Source organism: Nocardioides luteus, assembly GCF_000960475.2.
GTDB lineage: Bacteria > Actinomycetota > Actinomycetes > Propionibacteriales > Nocardioidaceae > Nocardioides > Nocardioides luteus_A.
The window spans coordinates 68,064-88,626 of sequence record NZ_JZDQ02000013.1; the positions used below are offsets into that span (position 1 = coordinate 68,064).

A 20,563-nucleotide genomic window follows, 5' to 3' on the forward strand; every position below is an offset into this window, starting at 1 on the left:
CACCGCAACACGAGAGGACACACCATGACCACCGACCAGACCCTCGAGTCCACCGAAGCAGCCACCGCGGCCGCTTCGGGCGCCTCCGCCACCGAGCGGTTCGCCGCCGACAAGTCGCCCTTCGAGGCCGTCAAGGACACCCCGCCGGAGCGCGTCGACCGGCTCGCCAAGCGCGTGCTCAACGCCGTCTACGACACGATCCGCGAGGAGAAGGTCACCTACGACGAGTACAACGCGCTCAAGGCGTGGCTGATCCAGGTCGGCAAGGACGGCGAGTGGCCGCTCTTCCTCGACGTCTGGGTCGAGCACGAGGTCGAGAAGGTCGCCACCGAGCACCGCGAGGGCAACAAGGGCACCATCGAGGGCCCCTACTACGTCCCCGGCGCCCCGGAGCAGGGTGCGAACGGCACCATCCCGATGCGCGAGGGCGAGGCCGGCACCCCGCTGACCTGGACCGGCACGGTCACCTCGACCGACGGCACCCCGCTCGACGGCGCCAAGATCGAGCTGTGGCACGCCGACGCCGACGGCTTCTACTCACAGTTCGCTCCCGGTATCCCGGAGTGGAACCTGCGCGGCAGCTTCACCCTCGGGGCCGACGGCGCCTTCGAGATCCACACGATCCAGCCGGCGCCCTACCAGATCCCGACCGACGGCTCCTGCGGCAAGCTCATCGCCGCCGCCGGCTGGCACGCCTGGCGTCCGGCCCACCTGCACGTCAAGGTGTCGGCCCCGGGCCACGAGCTCCTCACCGCCCAGCTCTACTTCCCCGGTGACGAGCACAACGACGACGACATCGCCTCGGCGGTCAAGCCCGAGCTGGTGCTCGCGCCCGTCGCCAACGAGGACGGCTCCGTCAACGTCGACTACGGCTTCGTCCTGGACCCGGTTCGCGGCTGATGCTTTATCACGTACGCATGGACGTCCGGATCCCGCACGACCTGGATCCGGACGTCCGCGACGACACGATCGCCCGCGAGAAGGCCTACGCCCAGGAGCTCCAGCGCGCCGGGAAGTGGCCCCACCTGTGGCGGATCGCCGGGGAGTACGCGAATTTCTCGGTCTTCGACGTCGAGTCCCACGACGAGCTGCACCAGATCCTCTCCGGCCTGCCGCTGTTCCCCTACATGGACGTCCAGGTCACCCCGCTGGCGAAACACCCGTCCGAGGTGGACTGACCCCACCTCGGGCGCTCGACCTGCAAGGATGGGCGCCCGAGGTGATGAGATGTCGATGATCGACTATGCGGCGCCCGCGGGGCCCGCGTCCGGCTACCTGTCGGTGCCCGAAGGCGACGGCCCCTGGCCCGGGGTGGTGGTCGTGCAGGACATCATGGGCATGACCACCGACATCAGGCGGATCAGCGACCGCTTCGCGGCCAACGGCTACCTGGCGCTGACCCCGGCGCTCTACGGGCGGGGCCCGAAGGTCGGGTGCGTGGTCACCACGATGCGGTCGCTGATGACCGGCAAGGGCACCGCGGTCGACGACATCATCGCGGCCCGCGACCACCTCGTCGCCGACCCCCGCTGCACCGGCAAGGTCGGCATCGTCGGCTTCTGCATGGGTGGCGGCTTCACGCTCCTGCTGGCCCCGCGGGGCATCTTCGACGCGGCCGCACCCAACTACGGCGTACTGCCTCGGAACGCGTCCCAGCACCTGTCTGCGCTCCGCTCCTCATGCCCGATGGTGGCGAGCCTCGGCGCCAAGGACCACCTCCTCCCGGGCGCGGCGGAGAAGGTCGAGGCAGCACTCGCCGAGGGCGACGTTCCCCGCGACGTCAAGGAGTACCCCGAGGTCGGCCACAGCTTCATGAACGACTGGGGCTTCCCTCGCCCGGTGCCCACGCTGGAACGGGTGGTCGGCTACAACTACTCCGAGCCCGAGGCCGAGGACGCCTGGCGACGCATCTTCGCCTTCTTCGACGAGCACCTCGGCCCGAAATAGCCCGAAATAGCTCCGAAACGTCGGCGCTCTACTGTGGTGGTGCCCGAGTTCAACGGACAGCAAGGCCTCCAGGCCGGGAAAGCGGACACCTCCGGGCACGACCAACCGTCTGCGCCTTGCAAGGAGAGCACCCGTGAGCACCTTTCATGTCCCTGCCGTCGACATCTCTGCGTACGTCCAGGGCGGAACGCCCGAGGAGAAGGCAGCCGTCGCGGCCGCGATCGACACCGCCTGCCGTGAGGTGGGCTTCATCCAGATCCTCGGCCACGGCGTCGCGCCGGAGCTGGCCGACGGCCTGGCCTCCGCCATGGACGACTTCTTCGCGCTCCCGACCGCGGAGAAGAGCCGGTGGCGCCGCCCGGCCGCCGAGAACCGCGGCTACACCCCGCCCAAGTCGGAGACGTTGGCGCTCAGCGCCGGCGTGCAGTCCGAGACCCGGATGAAGGACTTCTTCGAGGCCTTCAACGTCGGCTCGTCGGTCTCCGACCACCCCGGTGCCGAGCTCGTCGAGGCGCACTACGCGGCGAACACCTGGCCGGAGGTGCCGGACTTCCAGGCGCGCATCGACGCCTGGCGCGCCGAGGCCGCCCGGGTCGCGCGCACCATGGTCACCGTCTTCGAGGACGCGCTCGGCCTGGAGCGCGGCGCGATCTCGCGCCTCGCGACGCACCCGATCGAGGTCCTCCGGATGAACAACTACGCCCTGCCCGAGGGCACCCGTGTCGAGGTCGACGAGGACATGATCGGGATGGGCGAGCACACCGACTACGGCATCGTCACGATCCTGTGGGCCGACCGCGTCAAGGGCCTGCAGGTCCTGCACGGGGGCGAGTGGCACGACGTCAGCCCGGCCGAGGGGGCGCTGCTGATCAACCTCGGCGACCTCACCACCCGGCTCACCAACGAGCAGTGGCTCTCGACCCTGCACCGGGTCAAGCCGCCGATCGTCGAGGGCACCATCCAGCGACGCCGGTCGGCTGCGTACTTCTTCGACGGCGACGCCGAGGCGACGGTCGGCCCGCTGCCGGCGTTCGTCGACGACGAGCACCCCCGTCTCTACCGCGACGTCACCGTCGACGAGCACATCGCCGCCAAGCTGGCGGGCTCTCGCGCCGGGGTGCTCAACGCCGCCGCCGGCCGCGAGGCGGCCCGGGTGCTCACCGCGGGTCGCTGACCGCTTCCTCGGCTCTCTTTGTGTGCCGGCGGGCGATCCCCGCCGGCCACCAGATCCGGTCGCCGACCAGCGCGAAGACCGCGGGCACGACGACGGTGCGGACCAGGAACGTGTCCAGCAGGATGCCCAGGCCCACGATCAGTCCCACCTGGGTCAGCGTGATCAGCGGCAGCACGCCGAGGACCGCGAACACCGCGGCCAGCACGATGCCGGCGCTGGTGATGACCCCACCGGTCAGCCCGACCGCCATGACCATCGCATCGACGGTGTCGTGCTCGGCGGCCTCCTCCCGGGCGCGCAGGACGAGGAACACCGTGTAGTCGATGCCGAGCGCCACCAGGAACAGGAAGGCATAGATCGGTGTGCTCACGTCGAGGGCGGGGAACCCGAAGACATGGGCGCTCATCCAGGTGCCCAGGCCGAGCGCCGCCAGGGTGGCGATCACGCTGATGGTGACGAGCACCAGCGGCGTCACGATCGACCGCAGCACCACGAAGAGCACCAGCAGCACCACCAGCAGGATCAGCGGCACGATGACCATGAGATCTCGCTCCGCGCCGTTGCGGCTGTCGAGGTCCTTGGCCACGCTGCCGCCGACCAGGGCTCCGGACCCGGCCAGCTCGCTGCGCAGCGTCTCGATGGTCTCGATGCTCTCCGGCGTCGCCGGCGCGGCGTCCAGGGTCGCGGTGATCTTCGTCAGGTCACCGCTCTCGCCCGACGGGCGCGCGCTGTCGACCCCGTCGGTCCGGTTGACCTGCGCGAGGACGGCGTCGGCCTCGTCGGCCGGGACCAGGATCGTCACCGGGTCGGAGGAACCGGGCGGGAAGTGCTTCGAGAGCGTCTCCAGACCGTCGACGGACTCGGCCTGGACGCGGAACTGGTCGGTCTGCGACAGCCCGACCTTGACGCCGAGAAGACCGGAGGCGAGTACGCCGAGGATCACCGCGGCCACGGCCAGCACCACGCCCGGGCGGCTCACGACGGCGCGGGCGATCCGGAACCAGACGCCGTCGCGGGACTTCTCGTCGTCGCCGTCGCGAGGGACGAACGGCCAGAAGAGGCCCCGGCCGAACAGCGACAGCGCGGCCGGCAGGGCGAAGAGCGCGAACAGCAGCGCCACCAGCAGGCCGATGGCGGCCGAGACCCCCAGCGACCGGCTGTTGGGTGCGACGCTGAGGACCAGCACCAGCAGCGCGAGCACGACGGTCAGGTTGCTGGCCACGATCGCCTCGCCGGAACCACGCACCGCGGCAGCGAGGGCATCGCGGTGATGCGGGTGCCGCCGGAGCTCCTCGCGGTAGCGCGAGACCAGCAGGAGCGCGTAGTTGGTGCCGGCGCCGAAGACGAGCACGCTGGTGATCCCCGACGTCGAGCCGTCGAGCCCGCTGCCCGTCTGGTCGGCGACGATCTGGGTCACCACCGCGGCGGTGCGGTCGGCCACCGCGACCACGATCAGGGGCACGAGCCACAGCACCGGCGAGCGATAGGTCAGGATCAGCAGGAGAGCGACGACCGCGGCCGTGACGAGGAGCAGCCGCAGGTCGGCGCCCTCGAACGCCGAGGAGATGTCGGCGGCGAAGGCGGCGCCCCCGGTGAGCTGGACCGTGAGACCGTCGGGCCGGTCCGCATCGACCGTCTCGCGCAGGTCGCCGACCAGCTCGGTGAGATCGAGCCCGGTCACCTCGGCATCGACGTCGATGGCGACGATCAGGGCCTCACCGTCGGACGCCGGGATCGGCGGCGAGACCTCGTTGCCGGTGATCTCGGCCCAGCGCTGCGACGCCTCCGCGGCCCACGCCCGGTCCTCCGCGCTCAGCCCGCCAGCACGCTCGACCACGGCGACCGCGGGCAGCACGTCCCCGCCAGGGAAGCGCTGCTGCAGCTCCGCCACCCGGGCGGACTCGGCGTCGGCGGGCAGCGGGTCGGGCGCCGAGCTGGCGGAGCCCAGCGACGATCCGACGACCATCACCGCACCGGTCAGGACGACCGTGATGGCCAGGACCACCCAGGCCGTGGCCTTGTTCGTGGTGAGGTGCGCGAGACGTGCGAGGGCGGACCGCATGGTCGGGCCTTTCCGTGGAGTCGAGGATTTGTGGGGTGACATCGGAGCTAGGGCCGCTCCAGGCCGGCGGCGGCTGCCGCCCATGTCCACAGCTCGTCGGTCTCGCCGCGACCCGGACGGGTCGCGGACCGATAGCTCGTCGGACGCCGGCGACGGTCGTGCCAGAAGGTGCCGGAGGGCGGGGTCGGCTCGGTGGCCGCGAGCCACACCGCCGTGTCCGCACCCGCCTCGGCCGGGCGGAGCAACGGTCGGGTCAACGTACGGAAGGCGGGGAGCGAGCGGGCGAGGCCCGGGGTGTCCGCCCAGCCGGGGTGCATGACGAAGGTCGCGATCCGGTCCGGCGACCAGCGTCGGTCCAGGATCGGTGCCAGCTCCACCTGCATGCGCTTGGACCGCGCGTAGGCGACCGCACCCCGGTAGCTGCCGTGCTCGAACTCCGGGTCGTCCACGGGAAGCGGCTGGGTGTACATCCCGCCCGAGGCGACGAGGACGACCCGGGCGCCGCACTCCGAGCGGCGCAGGGCCGGGAGCAGGCGCTCGGTCAGCCGGATCGGCCCGAGCACGTGCGTGGCGACGGACAGCTCATGACCCTCGACCGACTCGGTCCGCTCGGGCGGCATGACCCCCGCGTTGTGCACGAGCACGTCGAGCCCGATGCTGCCGCCCGCACGCGCACAGAAGTCCTCGGCGAACGCGTCGATCATGGCCGGGTCGGAGACGTCGCAGCGCTCGATCCGAAGGTCGGCCACCCGCCCCTCGGCGCGCAGCAGCCGCTCGATCCGGGCGATCGCTGGTGCGGCGCGCTCGGGTGAGCGTACGAGGACGTGGACGCGCGCCCCGAGTCGGGCCAGCCCGAGCACGGTGGCCTCCCCGAGACCGCTGCCACCACCGGTGACCAGGGCGGTGCGTCCTGCCAGCGCTCCGGGGCGCGGGTCGCCCGCGGGCCAGTGGCGGCGGCGGATCGCGTAGCCGAGGCGTGAGTAGCCGAGCAGGACCGTGCGGTCGAGCAGGCGGTCGAGACCGCGATCAGGTGCTGAGGTCCGGCCGATGTGCCGCGGCGTGGTCATCTCCTGGACTCCTTCAGCTCTGCGAGCCGGTCCAGCGCCTCACGACGCTCCTCGGCATGGTCAACGACGCGTTCCGGATAGCCCTGCGCCAGCCCCTCGCGGTGGCGCCACGGCTCGTGGGCCGCGGCCCCCGGGAGGTGACGCAGCTCGGGCACCCAGCGCCGGACGTAGTCGCCCTGCGGGTCGAACCGGAGGCCCTGGGTGACCGGGTTGAAGATGCGGAAGTAGGGCGCGGCGTCGGTGCCGGTCCCGGCCGCCCACTGCCAGCCGTGGCTGTTGGAGGCCATGTCGCCGTCGAGGAGATGGTCCATGAAGTGCCGGGCGCCGGCCGGCCACCACAGGTGCAGATCCTTGACCAGGAAGCTCGCGACGACCATGCGTACGCGGTTGTGCATCCAGCCCTCGCCGAGCAGCTGGCGCATGCCGGCGTCGACGAACGGATAGCCCGTGGTGCCCGACTTCCATGCCTCCAGCAGCTCGGGGTCCTCGTCGTAGCGCATCCCGTCCAGGCCGTCCCGCAGGTCACGCCAGGCCGACCCGGGGTCGTGCCAGAGCACGTCGGCGTAGAACTCGCGCCACGCCAGCTCGGCGACGAAGCGCTCGACGTCCTCGCCGGAGGCACCGGTGCCGTGCGCGTCCAGATCGGCGAGCAGCGTACGCGGGTGGATCTCGCCGAACTTCAGCGCAACCGAGAGGCGGCTGGTCCGGTCGAGGTCGGGTCGGTCCCGGGCCGTGGCATAGCCGGCCAGGTCCTCGGCACGGAAGTCCTCCCAGCGGTGGAGCGCCGCGCGCTCACCCGCCTCCTGGTCGGAGTGGGCCGGGAGCGGGTCCGACTCGAGCTTCGTCATCCACTCGACCTGCGGATCGCCGGCGGGCGCCCGCCAGCCGTGTTCCCGCCACGCGCGCAGGAAGGGGGTGAAGACGCGATAGGGGTCCCCGGATGCGTTCCGGACCCTGCCCGGCGTGACCGCGTACGGGCTGCCCGTGCCGACCAGCCCGATGCCCGCGGCCGCCAGACGCCGCTCCACGGCGGCGTCGCGTCGCCGGCCGTAGGGATTCGTCTCGGTCGAGACGTGCACCTGACTCGCGCCGGCCTCGGCGGCGACCTCGGCCACCACCTCGGCCGGGTCGCCCTGACGGATGACCAGCGCACCGTCCGTCTCCTCGCGCAGCGCGGCGAGCGAGGCCAGCAGCCGCTCCCACCTCCGTCCGGAGCCGGCCAGGCGCGGGTCGAGCACGAACAGCGGCACCACCTGCCCCTCGGCCGCGGCGGCCTGCAGCGCGGGATGGTCCCCCAGCCGGAGGTCGCGTCGGAACCACATCAGTGAGGTCGTCATGGACGGTTCCGTTCGTGGGCTTCCAGGCGGATCTGGGCGACGTCGATCGCCCCGGCCCGGAAGCCCGCCTCGCAATAGGCGAGGTAGAACTCCCAGGTGCGCCGGAACTCCTCGTCGAACTCCTCCGACCGTATCCCCGGCCACGAGGCCAGGAAGGCGGCGCGCCAGCGGCGGAGCGTCTCGGCGTAGTCGGCGCCGAACCTGTCGGTGCGGGTGACGCTCAGACCGACGTCGGCGGCTTGCTCGGAGATGACGGTCTCGGACGGGATGAGACCGCCCGGGAAGATGTGCTTCTGGATCCAGCCGTAGGAGTTGCGGGTCGCCAGGTAGCGCTGGTGCGGCATCAGGATCGCCTGCAGGGCGATGGCACCGCCGGGGCGGACCAGCCGGGACAGGGCGGCGAAGTAGTCGGGCCAGTACCGCTCGCCGACCGCCTCGATCATCTCCACGCTGACCACGGCGTCGAAGGTGCCGACGACGTGCCGGTAGTCCTGGACCAGCACCTCGACCCGGTCGGTGTAGCCCGCGGCCTCGATCCGCTCCCTGGCCAGCGCCGCCTGCTCGACCGACAGGGTGACGGTGGTGACCCGGGCTCCGCGGCGTGCCGCCTCGATCGCGAGCGTCCCCCACCCCGTGCCGATCTCCAGCAGCTCGTCACCGGCACCGACGCCGGCCAGGTCGAGGGCGGCGTCGACCTTGCGCAGCTGGGCCTCCTCGAGGTCCTGCTCGGCGAGCGGACGGGTGTGGTCGAAGAGGGCCGAGCTGTAGCTGAGGCTGGGGTCGAGGAAGGCGGCGAACATGTCGTTGCCCAGGTCGTAGTGGGCGGAGATGTTCTCCTGGGAGTCCTCCACCGCGCCGCGCTGGTCGGCGGGGATGGGCTGGTCGACCAGACGGCGCAGCCGCAGCATCCAGCCCGGAACCAGCGTGGAGAGGCGTTCGGCGTACGGGGTCAGCGCATCGGCGAGATCGGTGTCCTCGGCCGCGTGCCAGTCGCCCGCCGTGTAGCCCTCGCCGAGGCCGATCTTCGGGTTCTCCGCGATCCGGCCGAAGAGCGACTCCGGACGGTGCAGCACGATGCCCGGCCATCCCGCGGTACGCGATCGATGGTTGAGCAGACGCCCGTCCGGGAGCACGACGTCGACCGGGACCTGCCGGGTGGCCAGGCGCAGGATCTGCTTGGCGATGCCTGCTCGCAGGCTTCTGGGGGCGGCGGGCGCACGGTGCGCCGGCAGCCCGAGCGTCACAGGCTCTGCGGTCATGATGTGGTCTCCTTCGGAGCGGCCGGACGTGGGACGAGGGGTAACCTGCGCAGCCACAGCCGGATCCCGTGGAACCGGATGAGTGCGCTGACCCGATGAGGCATCAGGAGATGGGAGAGGCTCACCCGGAGCAGCGCACGGTGCGTCGCCGGCTCCGGGGTTCCGCGCGTGGTCGCCGTCAGCACGCGGGCGCCGTCGCGGTCGAGGCCGACGGCCACGGCGACCTGTCCCGGATCGACCTGCAGCCGGATGTCATAGGTCCCGGCCATGTCGTTGAACGGCGAGACGTAGAAGGTCTTGTCGGCGTGGGCTCGCCCGAAGCGATCGACGTCGATCAGATAGGCGTGACGTTCGCCGTAGGTGTTGTGCACCTCGAAGACGACCGCACGCAGCACACCGTCGTCCGACTGCACCCAGAAGACGGTGAGGGGGTCGAAGACATGGCCGAGGACACGGGCGTTCGCCAGCATCAGCACCCGGTCGGTCGGCGCCAGGTCGACGCCGCGGCCGGCGAGGAAGACACCGAGATCGCCACGTACGCCACCACCCGACGAGCCGCCGTCGAGATGGTCCTCGACCCGGAACCCGGCCAGGGGACGTAGCCAGAACGGGAGCCGAGGCAGATCGTCGACGTCGATGAGCCAGTGGTAGCTGCGGTGGCGGAACGCGTGCCGCAACGGCAGCTCCCGGGTGTGGCTGACGTGGCCGACGACCAGCGCCGGCACCTCGGGAAACACCGGTGACGGGATCACCAGGTCACCCCGAACGACTCGGCTGCCTCCACGCCCGAGCGACAGCCGTCCTCGTGGAATCCCCAGCCGAGATGGGCGCCGGCGAAGGCCAGCCGAGGTCCACCGGCCGTACGCAGCCGAGCGGTCGCCGCGACCGCCTCGGTGGTGAAGACCGGGTGCTCGTAGCTCATCCGCGCGGTGACCGTGGCCGGATCGACATGCTCGGTCGCGTTGAGCGTCACCACGTGCTCGTCGCGGTCCTCGAGGCCCTGGAGCCGGTTCATCCAGTAGCTGACGACCACCTTGTCGGCGCCACCGTCGCAGGAGGCGAGGCGGTAGTTCCACGACGCCCGGGCACGGGGCCGGGCGGGCAGCAGGGTGGCGTCGCGGTGCAACCAGGTCTCGTTGCGCGAGTACCGGATGGCGGCGAGGTCCGACTTCTCCTCGGGGGTGGCGTCGGCCAGCAGCCGCAGAGCCTGGTCCGCGTGGGTCGCCACCACCACGCGGTCGAAGTGCCGGGACCCGGCCTGGGTGCGTACCTCGACGCCGTCGGCGTGCCGCTCCACGGCGGTCACCGGCTCGCCCACACGGATCTCGCCCAGCCGTTCCGCGATCCTGTCCACGTAGGTGCGGGAACCGCCCACGACGGTGCGCCACGTGGGTGATCCAGTGATCTGGAGCATGCCGTGGTGGTCGAGGAAGGCGAAGAGGTGCCTCGCCGGGTAGGCGGTCGCGTCCTCGTCGCCGCACGACCAGACGCACGAGACGAGCGGCACCGCGAAGTGCTGGACGAAGTAGTCGCTGAAGCCACCCTCGGCGAGGAACTGCCCCCACGTCAGGTCGCTGTCGGTGCCGAGCAGGCGGCGCGCCCGGCGGTGGAAGCGGGGCACCTGCGCCAGCATGCGGACGAAGCGCGGGTCGCCGAGACGACTCGGGTCGGCCAGGATGCCGCTCGGCCCGCGGCCGCCGGCATAGGACAGGCCGCAGTCGTCGCAGACGATGCTCATGCTCATCTCGGTCGGCCGGGTCTCGACGCCCAGCTCCGCGAACAGGCGGAGCAGGTTCGGGTAGGTGCGCTCGTTCATCACGATGAAGCCGCTGTCCACGCGGAGGTCGGCGCCGGAAGCGGCCGGGACGTCGTGCGTGTGCGCATGGCCACCGAGCCGCCGCTCCGCCTCGAAGAGGGTGACGTCATGCGTACGCCCGAGGAGATGGGCCGCGGTCAGACCGGAGACCCCGCCACCGATCACGGCGACGCTCGGCCGCTGGGTCTGGGCCGTTCGGCTCATGGGTGCTCCCTCGTCAGGCAACGGCGTTGCCGCTGGCTAGTTCCGGTGATCGAACGTACAATCTTTGTACAAGGTATGTCAAAGGTTTGAAAGGGGCACGATGATGAAGATCGATCGAACCGTGGCGACCTCCGCGCCGACCTCCGAGGTGTTCGACTTCCTGGCCGACTTCACCACCACCGAGCAGTGGGATCCGGGCACCGTGCGCACCGAACGCATCTCCGGGGACGGCGGGGTCGGGACGGCGTACGCGAACACCTCTCGGTTCCTCGGACGCACCACCGACCTCACCTATGTGGTGGAGGTCTACGAGCCCGGCACCCGTGTCGTGCTCCGCGGCGAGAACAAGTCGGTCGTGGCGCATGACACGATGACCTTCGTACCGACAGCCACGGGCGGGACATCCGTACGCTATGTGGCCGAGTTCGACCTGAAAGGCCTGGCCAGGATGGTGGCCCCACTGCTGACCCCCGCGTTCACCCGTCTCGGCGACGACGCCTCCGCCCAGATGCGCACGACCCTGGACCGACTGGGCCGGTAGCGGAGCAGATGTACACCATCAAGCACGCAGCACAGCGGGTCGGCATCACGACCGCGACACTCCGTGCCTGGGAGCGCCGATACGGCGTGATCGCCCCAGATCGGTCCGAGAGCGGCTACCGCCTCTACGGGGAGCACGACGTCGCCGTGCTGCGCTCGATGAAGCACCTGGTGGATCAGGGCTGGGCGGTCGGCCTGGCCGCTGCTGAGGCGATCCGGCTCGATCGCGCACAACCCACCCACGACACGACCGCGGAGGCGCCGGACGGCGGAAGCGGGCCGTCCCCTGACCTCGCCCGGAGGATGACCGCCGCCGCAGCCGCCCTCGACACCGGCGACCTGGCGGCCACCCTGGACGAGGTGTTCGCCCTCAGCAGCTTCGAGACGGTCATGACCGAACATGTCTTTCCCGCGCTGGAGGAGCTCGGTGACGCCTGGGCGGACGGCAGGGTCAGCGTCGCCGGCGAGCACCTGGCCTCGAACGCGGTGATGCGCCGCCTCGCCGTCGCCTACGAGGCGGCGGCCGCCCATGGCCACGGACCCCGTGTCGTCCTCGGCCTGGCACCCGGCACCCGCCACGAGATCGGCCTCCTCGCCTTTGCCGTCGCCGCCCGGCGACGCGGTTTGGACACCGACTACCTGGGAGCCGATCTTCCGGTCGACGACTGGCTCGGCGTCGCCGGCGACCCCGCTCTCGCCGCCGTCGTGCTGGCGATCCCCACCACCGCCGACATCCCCGCCACCGCCGCGGTGATCACGGCGCTGCACGACCACCGCCCCGATCTCGTCGTCGCCGTCGGCGGAGCGCAGCAGGGCCACGCTCCCGAGCCCGCCGCCCGCCTGGGCCACGACATCGCCGCCGGCGCGACGGCCCTCGCCGCCATGACCTCGCAGGCGCGCTGACCGGCCTGTTCGGGGAGGGTGGCCCGCCGGGTCATGTCACAGAGCGTCGTGTCGTCTCGTCTCCAGCTGTGAACCCGCAGAACAGGAGAGAACGATGAACATCATCCTTTGGATCACCGCCGGACTGCTGGCCCTCGTCGCCCTGGCAGGAGGCATCACCAAGACCTTCGTGCCGCTGGACAAGCTCGCCCAGCACGACGGCGCCGCATGGACCCGCGGCGCCAACCCGGCCTTCGTCAGGACCCTCGGGATCCTCGAGATCCTGGCGGCGATCGGACTCATCCTTCCCGCCGTGCTCGACATCGCGCCCGTCATGGTGCCCGTCACCGCCGCCTGCTGGATCGCCCTGATGATCGGCGCGATGATCACCCACGGCCGCCTCGGTCAGGCGAAGCTCGTCCTGGTCAACGTCGTCTACCTGGCCCTGGCCACCTTCATCGTCGTCGGCCGCTTCGGCACCACGCCCTTCACCGCCTGACGTGCCCCGCAGGTCGATCGGCTCAGCGGCCGAGCACGGCGCGGAGCCGTTCCACCTGGGCGGTGCGCTCGGCGAGACGCTGCTCGTCGAGGCTCCGGCTGGACGCAGCAGCCAGGAGCTCCTGCGTACGCCGCACCGCGGTCGCATCATGGGCGACGAGCGAGGCGACCAAGCCGGTCAGCGTGGCATCCAACTCGGCGGCCGGCACCACGCTCTGCGCCAGCCCGATCCGCTCGGCCTCGTGCGCGCCCACCTTGCGCGCAGTGGCACAGATCTCCAGCGCCCGCGAGTAGCCCACGGCCTCGACCAGCGGCTTGGTCCCGGCCAGGTCCGGAACCAGCCCCAGCGCCGGCTCCTTCATGCAGACCCAGGCGTCCTCGGCCATGATCCGCAGGTCGCACGCCAACGCCATCTGGAACCCGGCCCCGATGGCATACCCGTCGATCACGGCGATCGAGATGAACCCCGGGTCGGCCAACGCCACGAACGGCCGCTGATACTCCCCGATCAGGTCGATCACCTCCTGGTCGCTGCGCGCCAGCGTCGCGACCAGGCTGCCCTCCACCTCGGTCTGACCCGGGTCGACCAGCGACAGATCCAGCCCCGCCGAGAACGTCCCACCGGCCCCACGCACCACCACGACCCGCACCTCCTCCGGAAGCGACTCGAGGAACCCCGCGATCGCCGCCCACATCGCCGGATGCTGCGCGTTGCGTACGTCAGGACGGTCCAGCAGCACCGTCGCCACCGCCCCGTCGATGCTCAGCTCGACACCCGACTCGTTGATGCTCATCGCTTTCGCCGATCCCTTCATGAGGAGGTAGGTCGCGCGACGCCTCGAGGTCCATCAGAGCAACACGGCATCGCGTCGAACATCATCGTCCAGTCGCGGCTTCAGCCCGCCGTAATCGACCAGGTCGATCTCGCGACCGAGCACCTGCTCGAGCACGTTCTTGAACCGGAGGAACCCGAACGACGACGTGCCCTCCGGCGCCTCGACGATCAGGTCGATGTCGGAGTCGGACCGCGCCTCGCCCCGAGCCACCGAACCGAAGACGGCGAGCCTCCGGTAGCCCGCGTCCTCAGCTACGCTCCTGAGGACCGGTCCAGCAGCCTCGACCAATGCTTCGGGGTGAATTCCGGCAAGATCGTGCGCCGCCTTCAGCTGCTGGCTGACCGCCGGCTGACTCACCCCGAGCCCGGCGGAGATCTCTCGCTGACTCATCCCCGAGGCCACCATCGCCCGGAGCGCGAGCCCACGCCGAAGCCGCGCGACTTCTTCGTCATGTCGCGCTCGGCGGTACGCGGCCAGCAGGCTCATAAGGCGAACTTATCGCCATCTCATACCGGATTCGGAGCACCGTCGATCGCAGAGCCGGGATGTCCCCGCCCAGCCGGCCTACGTTCGCCGGATGACCCGTGTTCAGATGTGGGAGCGCCGGACGGAGATCCCACTCCTGCTCCTCGCCATCGCCTTCCTCGTCGCGTACGCCTGGCCGATCGTCGACCCCCGGCTGAACCGCACCCTGGAGGAAACCCTCACGGTCGTCTTCTGGACCGTGTGGGGCGCGTTCTGTCTCGACTTCCTCATCCGCGTCCTGCTGGCCGACCGACGCGGTCACTATCTGCTCCACCATTGGTACGACGTCGCCCTCATCGGCCTGCCGGTGCTGCGGCCGCTGCGCATCCTCCGCGTCCTGGCCTTCGCGCGTCTGCTGAGCCGCTCGGCCGCACGGACGATCGTCGGTCAGACGACGCTCTACGTGGTCGGCCTCACGATCATCGCCGTCTTCCTCGGGGCGCTCGCCGTGCTCGACGCGGAGCGAGCTGCCGCCGACGGGAACATCAAGACGCTCGGCGATGCCGTGTGGTGGGCATGCACGACCGTCACGACCGTCGGCTACGGCGATCACTACCCGGTCACCACCAACGGGCGCCTGGTGGCAGTCGCTCTGATGGTGGTCGGGATCGCCCTCGTCGGCTCCGTGACCGCCGCCGTGGCGACCTGGTTCATCCAGCATGCGCAAGCCGAGAGCGACGCCGTCTAAGGGCGTCGCGGCGACGCAACCACCAGACGTACGCAGGTGCGGCCGTCGACACGCTCGACATCGATCGAGCCGCCGTGGGCGCGGGCGATCTCGCGGACGATCGTCAGCCCGAGGCCCGGGTCTCGCGGCCAGACGTGGTCGGGGAAGCCGTCGCCGGCGTCGGTGACCGTGACGACAGCACGGTCCGGATCGCCGACGACCGCGACCTCGATGTCGCCGCCGCCGTGCCGGATCGCGTTGTCGACGAGGTTCGACAGCGCGCGGTCGAGGCGGGTGGCGTCACCGTGGACCTCGACGGGGCGCGGCGCCGACAGCCCGATGTGCCGGTCCTCGACAGCAGGGCGGAACCGATCCACGACGCGGGCGGCCAGATCCACCAGGTCGACCGGCCGGGGCTCGATCGGCAACGAGTCGCCGGAGCCGGCTCGGGCGAGGAGTTCCTCGGCCAGGGCGATGAGGCGGCGCACCTCGTCGTCGACCGAGCGCAGTGCCAGCCTCAGCTCCTCGGGGGTCCGCTTCCCCGCCAGCGCGAGGTCGATCTCGGTGCGCATCAGCGCGAGCGGCGTACGCAGGTCGTGGCTGGCGTCGGCGACGAACCGGCGTTCCCGCTGCAGGGCGTCGTCGAGGCGGCCGATCATGGCGTTGAGGGTGAGTGCGAGCCGGCGCAGCTCGTCCTCGGCCTCCGGGACCGGGAGGCGCTCGCCGGCGCTGCGCGCGGAGATCGTCGCCGCTCGCGAGCGCATCCGCTCGATCGGGCGCAGCCCGGCGCCGGCGACGAGATAGCCGAGCCCGCCGGCGACGGCCAGGGCGAGCGGGCCGGCGATCAGCAGCTGGTTGCACAGCGTGGCGAGCGCCTCGTCGGCGTCCTCGCGCGACGTACCGACGACCAGGAAGCCCTCGTCGACCGGCTCGACGAGGAGGAGGAGCCGCTCCCGCTCCGGCTCGGGCTTCCCGCGAGCCGCGGCGTCGTCGTCGAGGACGGTGGCGGTCTTCTCGAGCCAGCCGCTCCGGCCGGACGCCCGCATCTCGGTGGCATCGAGAAGAGGGTCGGCGACGAGCCCGGAGGATGCCTCGACCTCGCCTCCCGGGCTGAGGACCTGGGCATGCACCTCGCCGTCGAGGGCCGAGACGGCGCGCAGCAGATCGCGCCCTCGCAGCGCCTCGAGCCGGTCGGCCTCGGCCCCGACCGAGTCACGCAGCCGGTCCTCCAGCGCATCGCCCACCCGCAGCTGGACCAGGACCCCGAGGCCGGTGACGGCGATCGCCGTGGCGGCCAGGAAGGCGAGCGCGACCCGGGTACGCAGCGGCCACCGTGACGGCGGCCAGCCCCTCACGACCTCTCCGCGGTGAGTCGGTAGCCCACGCCGCGTACGGTCTGCAGGGTGCTCGTCCCGAAGGGCCGGTCGATCTTCGCGCGCAGGTAGCGCACGTAGACGTCGACGATGTTGGAGGTGACCTCCCGAGGATCGCCCCAGGCGAGCGCGAGCAGCTGCTCGCGGGTGAGCACCTGGTCGCAGCGGCGCATGAGGGCCTCCAGGAGGGTCAGCTCCCGCGTCGAGAGGGACAGCTCGGTCGAGCCCCGCCAGACCCGCCTGGCCGCCGGGTCCATCCGCAGGTCGCCGACCTCCAGCATCACCGGCCGGGGCACGGGCCCACGGCGGGCGAGCGCGCGCATGCGGGCCAGCAGCTCCTGGAAGGCGAACGGCTTGGCGAGGTAGTCGTCGGCACCGCTGTCCAGGCCGGTGATGCGATCCACCACCGCGGTGCGTGCGGTCAGCATCAGGATCGGGGTCCACACCCGCGCCGCGCGCAGCCGGCGGCAGACCTCGAACCCGTCGATGTCGGGCAGCATCACGTCGAGCAGCATCACGTCGTACTCGCCGCCACGTGCCGAGGCGAGCGCCTGCGTGCCGGTGGTGACCGAGTCGACCACCCCGCCACGCTCGGTCAGCCCACGCGCGACCAGCGCGGCGAGCTTCTCCTCGTCCTCGACCAGCAGCACCCGCACAACCTCATGCTAGGCACCCGGATGAGTGCCGGATGAGAGACTCATCGACTCCTCATCCGGCAGTCGTAGCGTCGATGGCATGAACCCGAAACCCACCCGCAAGCGCATCGCCGTGGTCCTCGCGGCCGCGGCCGTGGTCTCCGCCGGGACGGTCGGCGCGGCCCGGGCCCTGTCCGGCGACGACGACGCCCGCGAGCACCCCATCCCGGCCTCCGAACGCGACCGCGCCGAGCAGGCCGCGCTGGAGGAGACCGGCGGCGGCACCGTCACCGGGACCGAGATCGACGACGAGGAGAGCAAGTACGAGGTCGAGGTGACCCTCGACGACGGCCACCAGGTCGACGTCCAGCTCGACGAGGACTTCCAGGTCGTCGGCACCGACGGCGACGACGGCTCCGACGGTTCCGACGACTGACCCGGGCCGTACGGTGCCTCGACTCGCCCTCGTCCTCGCCTGCCTCCTGGTCGCCACCGGCTGCGGCTCCCGGAGCGACGCGCTCCCGCGGTCCGGCGAGCGGGTCGACCTCGACCCGGCCGAGTTCACCACGGAGATCACGAACCCCTGGTTCCCGCTCGAGCCCGGGACCCGCTGGACCTACCGCGAGACCACCGAGGACGGCGAGACCGCCGACGTCGTCGTCACCGCCACCCCGGTGACCCGCGAGATCGCCAACGGCGTCACCGCCCGGGTCGTACGCGACACCGTGACCCTCGACGGCGAGGTCGTCGAGGACACCTTCGACTGGTACGCCCAGGACGAGGACGGCACGGTCTGGTATCTCGGCGAGGACACCGCCGAGTTCGAGGACGGCGAGATCGCGACCCGCGAAGGCTCCTTCGAGGCCGGCGTCGACAAAGCGCAGGCGGGAGTGATCATGCCCGCCTCGCCCGAGGTCGGGATGACCTACCGGCAGGAGTACGCCCAGGGCGAGGCCGAGGACAACGGCGAGGTCCTCGCGCTCGGCCGGCACGCCCGCGTCCCGGCCGGCGAGTACGACGGCCTGGTCAAGACCGCCGACACCACCCCGCTCGAGCCCGACGTGCTGGAGCACAAGTACTACGCCCGAGGCGTCGGGCTCGTCCTCACGATCGACAAGGGGGCCGGCGGTCGCGAGGAGCTGATCTCGGTCACGCACGTCTCCCCCGCGCAGGCCCGCCGTGCCGGCGAGGCGCGGCTGGGTGAGACGTACTGAGGTCAGAGGGCGATCTCGGGTCTGACTCGTTTGGGCGTCCAGACCCGTTGCCTCCGGGCGCCGTAGCTGGTCAGCAGCAGCGCGCCGACGAGGAACGCGGCCAGGACCAGGACGTCGGAGAGGACCCGCCCGGAGAGCCCGCCGTACATCAGCTGACGCAGCCCGTCGACGGCATAGCTCATCGGCAGTACGTGGTGGAGCGGGTGCAACGGCTCGGGAATCGTCTGCCAGGGGAACGTGCCGCCGGCGGTGACGAGCTGGACCACCATCAGGACCAGGCCGAGGAACTGGCCCGGCGCCCCGAGGAGCGCGTTGAGCATGTGCACGATCGCGATGAAGGTCGCAGAGGTGAGCAGCAGGAACCCGAGCGTGCCGATCCAGTTGACCGGGGCGATGTCGACGGCGAGACCGACGACCACGAGCACGAGCACCATCTGCGCGGCGCCGATGAGTGCGGGGGTGATCCACCCGCCCAGGGCGACCCGGAGCGGGGTCTGGTTGGCGGCCAGCGCGCGGGTCGAGATCGGCCGGACGAGCAGGAAGAGGACGTACCCACCGATCCAGGCGCCCAGGGCGAGGAAGAACGGCGCGAGCCCGGCCCCGTAGGACGAGGCCTTCGCCTCGGAGATCGAGTCGATCGCGACCGGGTCGGCGATCGTCGAGGCGATCTGGTCGCGCAGCTCCTCGTCGGTGGCCGGCGCCTGGGCGACGCCGTCCTGCAGCCCCTTCTTCAGGTCGCCGGCACCGGTGGCGAGCTTCGCGGCACCGTCGCGCAGCGTGGTCGCGCCGGTGCTGAGCTCACCGGCACCGTCGGCCGCCTGGGAGATCCCGGCCACCAGAGCGGGCATCGCCGCGGCCAGCTGCTCGTTGCCGTCGGCGACATGGTCGGCGCCGGTGGCGAGGTCGTTCAGCTGGCCGGAGACGTCGCCGACGCGCTGGTCGACCCGATCGAGCGGGGCGGCCCCGCGGTCGTAGATGGCCAGCACCTCGGCGCGCTGCTGCTCGTCCAGCCCTTGCGCCTCGAGCCGGGCGTCCAGGTCGGCGCGGTTCGCGTCGTAGGCGGCGACGGCGTCGTCGACGGCGGTCGCGGCCCGCTGCCCGGTGGCCGCGATCTCCCCGTTCGCGTCGGCGACCTTGCGGGCGCCGGTGGCGAGGTCACGCGTCTTGGCGGGCAGGTCGGTGACCTTGCCCTCGATGGTGTCGAGGCCGTCCTCGAGGTCGCCCGCTCCGGTGGCCAGCTTCCCGGCACCGTCGCGGAGCGAGACCGCGCCCTTCTCCAGCTTCGCGGCACCGTCGGCGGCCTTGACGAGGCCCGAGCGGAGGTCGGAGATGCCGAGCAGGAAGTTGGCCGCGGCCTGCTCGGAGACCTCGCTGGCGATGGCGTCGCGGACCTTGTCGGTGACGTTGGTAGCGATCGTGGTGGACAGGTAGGAGTTGGCGTCGTTGGTGATGACCTGGATCTGCGCCTGCTTCGGGTCGAGCCGCTCCGCGCCGGTCAGCGTCCGGGAGAAGCCCTCCGGGATGCGCAGGGCGAAGTAGTAGTCACCCTCGCGGATGTCCTTCTCCGCCGTGGCCGTGGTGGTCTCCGTCCAGTCGAAGTCGCCCGACTTCAGGAGCTTGTCGGCGACCTGGCGCCCGGCGTCGATCTCGGTGCCGTCGGTGGTGGTGGCACCGGTGTCCTCCACGATCAGCGCCGCGGGGAGCTCGTCGAAGTGGGCGTACGGATCGTGGTTGGCGTAGAGGTAGAGGCCGGCGTAGAGCGTGGGCACGACGATCAGCGCCACGATGACGATCTTGGCCAGGCGGCCGGCCGTGATCCGGCGCAGCTCGGTCAGAGCGATACGCAGCGAGTTCATGCTTCCTCCGTCGGGCCGATGGTGAACGTACGCACTCCGGCCGGGATCACCGCGGCGGGACTGGCGGTGACCAGGACCCCGGGCTTGGGCGCTGCCCCGGCGAGATCCTCCGCGATGGCGAGCCAATCCCCGACCGGCAGGCCGAGCCGCTCGGGATAGGTGAGGACGAGGAACCGGGTTCCGGGACGCATCGCCGCCATCCGACCGAGGATCTCCAGGCGCGGTCCGGGCGCGACGGCCTCGGTGGTGATGTCGGTCGCGAGGTCGTACCTCCCGAGCCAGTGGTCGATGACCGACCCGCTCGGCTTCTGCCTCGCCATGGCGAGCTCCTCACCGAGGATCGTACGGAACGACACCATCTCGTCCGGCTCGGAGACTCCCGGCACGTCGACGAGCGCGACCGCGCCCTGCAGGACCCGCGGCGAGGCGTCCCCGTCCAGCGCGACCCTGCCGGCATCCAGCCGCAGCCGGCCCGCCAGCGCGAGCGCCAGCGACGTGTGGCCGCCTCCCGGCGGACCGATCGCCACCGCGACCTCTCCCTCGCGCAACGTCAGCGACGTCGCCGGCAGCAGATCCCGGACTCCCTGCCGAGCACGTACGCCGGTGGCCCGCAGCGTCGTGGCCTTCTCGTCGACCGCCTCTTCGCTCATGCTCGAACCCTGTCATCAAAT

General features: G+C 71.3%; 22 protein-coding genes. 10 read left to right on the forward strand and 12 right to left on the reverse strand.

Annotated features, from left to right (window positions below):
• The first annotated feature begins 24 nt into the window (after window positions 1-24).
• From catA to UG56_RS10955, 4 genes are all read left to right on the forward strand, one after another.
• Window positions 25-900, forward strand: a complete 876-nt coding sequence (gene catA, locus UG56_RS10940; RefSeq protein WP_045549464.1) for a catechol 1,2-dioxygenase — start codon at window positions 25-27, stop codon at window positions 898-900.
• Window positions 900-1,178 carry a muconolactone Delta-isomerase gene (gene catC, locus UG56_RS10945; protein ID WP_045549465.1) on the forward strand — a complete coding sequence of 93 codons (279 nt, stop codon included), beginning with the start codon at window positions 900-902 and terminating at the stop codon, window positions 1,176-1,178. Before catA ends, catC begins: the two co-directional genes overlap by 1 nt.
• Before the next feature lie 49 nt (window positions 1,179-1,227).
• On the forward strand, window positions 1,228-1,947 hold the full coding sequence (locus UG56_RS10950) for a dienelactone hydrolase family protein (protein WP_045549466.1): 720 nt from the start codon (window positions 1,228-1,230) through the stop codon (window positions 1,945-1,947).
• A gap of 133 nt (window positions 1,948-2,080) precedes the next feature.
• On the forward strand, window positions 2,081-3,121 hold the full coding sequence (locus UG56_RS10955; protein WP_045549467.1) for an isopenicillin N synthase family dioxygenase: 1,041 nt from the start codon (window positions 2,081-2,083) through the stop codon (window positions 3,119-3,121).
• On the opposite strand, the gene UG56_RS10960 is transcribed toward UG56_RS10955, so the two are convergent.
• Genes UG56_RS10960 through UG56_RS10985 form a run of 6 tightly spaced genes read right to left on the reverse strand, consistent with a single transcriptional unit; the run spans window position 3,105 to window position 10,866 of the window.
• Window positions 3,105-5,183, reverse strand: a complete 2,079-nt coding sequence (locus UG56_RS10960; RefSeq protein WP_045549468.1) for an MMPL family transporter — start codon at window positions 5,181-5,183, stop codon at window positions 3,105-3,107. The genes UG56_RS10955 and UG56_RS10960 overlap by 17 nt on opposite strands.
• 47 nt (window positions 5,184-5,230) lie before the next feature.
• On the reverse strand, window positions 5,231-6,250 hold the full coding sequence (locus UG56_RS10965) for an SDR family NAD(P)-dependent oxidoreductase (RefSeq protein ID WP_045549469.1): 1,020 nt from the start codon (window positions 6,248-6,250) through the stop codon (window positions 5,231-5,233).
• On the reverse strand, window positions 6,247-7,587 hold the full coding sequence (locus tag UG56_RS10970) for a cryptochrome/photolyase family protein (RefSeq protein WP_045549470.1): 1,341 nt from the start codon (window positions 7,585-7,587) through the stop codon (window positions 6,247-6,249). The genes UG56_RS10965 and UG56_RS10970 overlap by 4 nt, the downstream gene beginning before the upstream one ends.
• The gene (locus UG56_RS10975) at window positions 7,584-8,846 is read right to left on the reverse strand and encodes an SAM-dependent methyltransferase (RefSeq protein ID WP_045549471.1); all 1,263 of its coding nucleotides are present in this window, start codon (window positions 8,844-8,846) and stop codon (window positions 7,584-7,586) included. The genes UG56_RS10970 and UG56_RS10975 overlap by 4 nt, the downstream gene beginning before the upstream one ends.
• A complete protein-coding gene (locus UG56_RS10980; RefSeq protein WP_256206556.1) occupies window positions 8,843-9,598 on the reverse strand; it encodes a DUF1365 domain-containing protein in 756 nt (251 codons plus the stop codon). The genes UG56_RS10975 and UG56_RS10980 overlap by 4 nt, the downstream gene beginning before the upstream one ends.
• Window positions 9,595-10,866 (reverse strand): NAD(P)/FAD-dependent oxidoreductase, encoded by a 1,272-nt coding sequence (locus UG56_RS10985; protein WP_045549472.1) that lies wholly within the window; start codon window positions 10,864-10,866, stop codon window positions 9,595-9,597. Before UG56_RS10985 ends, UG56_RS10980 begins: the two co-directional genes overlap by 4 nt.
• Window positions 10,867-10,969: 103 nt before the next feature.
• Here UG56_RS10985 and UG56_RS10990 point away from each other — a divergent pair, with 103 nt between their 5' ends.
• From UG56_RS10990 to UG56_RS11000, 3 genes are all read left to right on the forward strand, one after another.
• Complete coding sequence (locus UG56_RS10990) at window positions 10,970-11,407, forward strand: SRPBCC family protein (protein ID WP_052693702.1); 438 nt, start codon at window positions 10,970-10,972, stop codon at window positions 11,405-11,407.
• An 8-nt stretch (window positions 11,408-11,415) separates the two neighbouring features.
• On the forward strand, window positions 11,416-12,309 hold the full coding sequence (locus UG56_RS10995; protein ID WP_045549474.1) for a MerR family transcriptional regulator: 894 nt from the start codon (window positions 11,416-11,418) through the stop codon (window positions 12,307-12,309).
• Window positions 12,310-12,403: 94 nt separating this feature from the next.
• Window positions 12,404-12,787, forward strand: coding sequence for a DoxX family protein (locus UG56_RS11000; RefSeq protein ID WP_045549475.1), 384 nt, complete (start codon window positions 12,404-12,406; stop codon window positions 12,785-12,787).
• Window positions 12,788-12,809: 22 nt separating this feature from the next.
• On the opposite strand, the gene UG56_RS11005 is transcribed toward UG56_RS11000, so the two are convergent.
• Both UG56_RS11005 and UG56_RS11010 read right to left on the reverse strand, forming a co-directional pair.
• Window positions 12,810-13,580, reverse strand: a complete 771-nt coding sequence (locus UG56_RS11005; protein ID WP_045549478.1) for an enoyl-CoA hydratase/isomerase family protein — start codon at window positions 13,578-13,580, stop codon at window positions 12,810-12,812.
• Between the two features lie 54 nt (window positions 13,581-13,634).
• Window positions 13,635-14,108: a nucleotidyltransferase domain-containing protein gene (locus tag UG56_RS11010; protein WP_052693698.1), complete on the reverse strand. Its 474-nt coding sequence runs from the start codon at window positions 14,106-14,108 to the stop codon at window positions 13,635-13,637.
• A gap of 91 nt (window positions 14,109-14,199) precedes the next feature.
• On the opposite strand from UG56_RS11010, the gene UG56_RS11015 reads away from it, so the two are divergent.
• Window positions 14,200-14,835: a potassium channel family protein gene (locus tag UG56_RS11015; protein ID WP_045549480.1), complete on the forward strand. Its 636-nt coding sequence runs from the start codon at window positions 14,200-14,202 to the stop codon at window positions 14,833-14,835.
• Here the strand turns inward: UG56_RS11015 and UG56_RS11020 are convergent.
• Both UG56_RS11020 and UG56_RS11025 read right to left on the reverse strand, forming a co-directional pair.
• Window positions 14,832-16,169: an ATP-binding protein gene (locus UG56_RS11020; protein ID WP_071327024.1), complete on the reverse strand. Its 1,338-nt coding sequence runs from the start codon at window positions 16,167-16,169 to the stop codon at window positions 14,832-14,834. The two genes, UG56_RS11015 and UG56_RS11020, sit on opposite strands and share 4 nt — an antisense overlap.
• Window positions 16,166-16,843: a response regulator transcription factor gene (locus tag UG56_RS11025; protein WP_045551968.1), complete on the reverse strand. Its 678-nt coding sequence runs from the start codon at window positions 16,841-16,843 to the stop codon at window positions 16,166-16,168. The genes UG56_RS11020 and UG56_RS11025 overlap by 4 nt, the downstream gene beginning before the upstream one ends.
• A gap of 79 nt (window positions 16,844-16,922) precedes the next feature.
• Between UG56_RS11025 and UG56_RS11030 the strand changes: the two genes are divergently transcribed.
• Together UG56_RS11030 and UG56_RS11035 are read left to right on the forward strand one after the other, a co-directional pair.
• Window positions 16,923-17,258: a PepSY domain-containing protein gene (locus UG56_RS11030; protein ID WP_045551969.1), complete on the forward strand. Its 336-nt coding sequence runs from the start codon at window positions 16,923-16,925 to the stop codon at window positions 17,256-17,258.
• Between the two features lie 13 nt (window positions 17,259-17,271).
• Window positions 17,272-18,036: a hypothetical protein gene (locus UG56_RS11035; RefSeq protein WP_045551970.1), complete on the forward strand. Its 765-nt coding sequence runs from the start codon at window positions 17,272-17,274 to the stop codon at window positions 18,034-18,036.
• Window positions 18,037-18,038: 2 nt separating this feature from the next.
• On the opposite strand, the gene UG56_RS11040 is transcribed toward UG56_RS11035, so the two are convergent.
• Together UG56_RS11040 and UG56_RS11045 are read right to left on the reverse strand one after the other, a co-directional pair.
• Window positions 18,039-19,892 carry a YhgE/Pip domain-containing protein gene (locus tag UG56_RS11040; RefSeq protein ID WP_071327025.1) on the reverse strand — a complete coding sequence of 618 codons (1,854 nt, stop codon included), beginning with the start codon at window positions 19,890-19,892 and terminating at the stop codon, window positions 18,039-18,041.
• The gene (locus UG56_RS11045; protein ID WP_052693546.1) at window positions 19,889-20,542 is read right to left on the reverse strand and encodes an ATP-binding cassette domain-containing protein; all 654 of its coding nucleotides are present in this window, start codon (window positions 20,540-20,542) and stop codon (window positions 19,889-19,891) included. The genes UG56_RS11040 and UG56_RS11045 overlap by 4 nt, the downstream gene beginning before the upstream one ends.
• Window positions 20,543-20,563 lie beyond the last annotated feature (21 nt).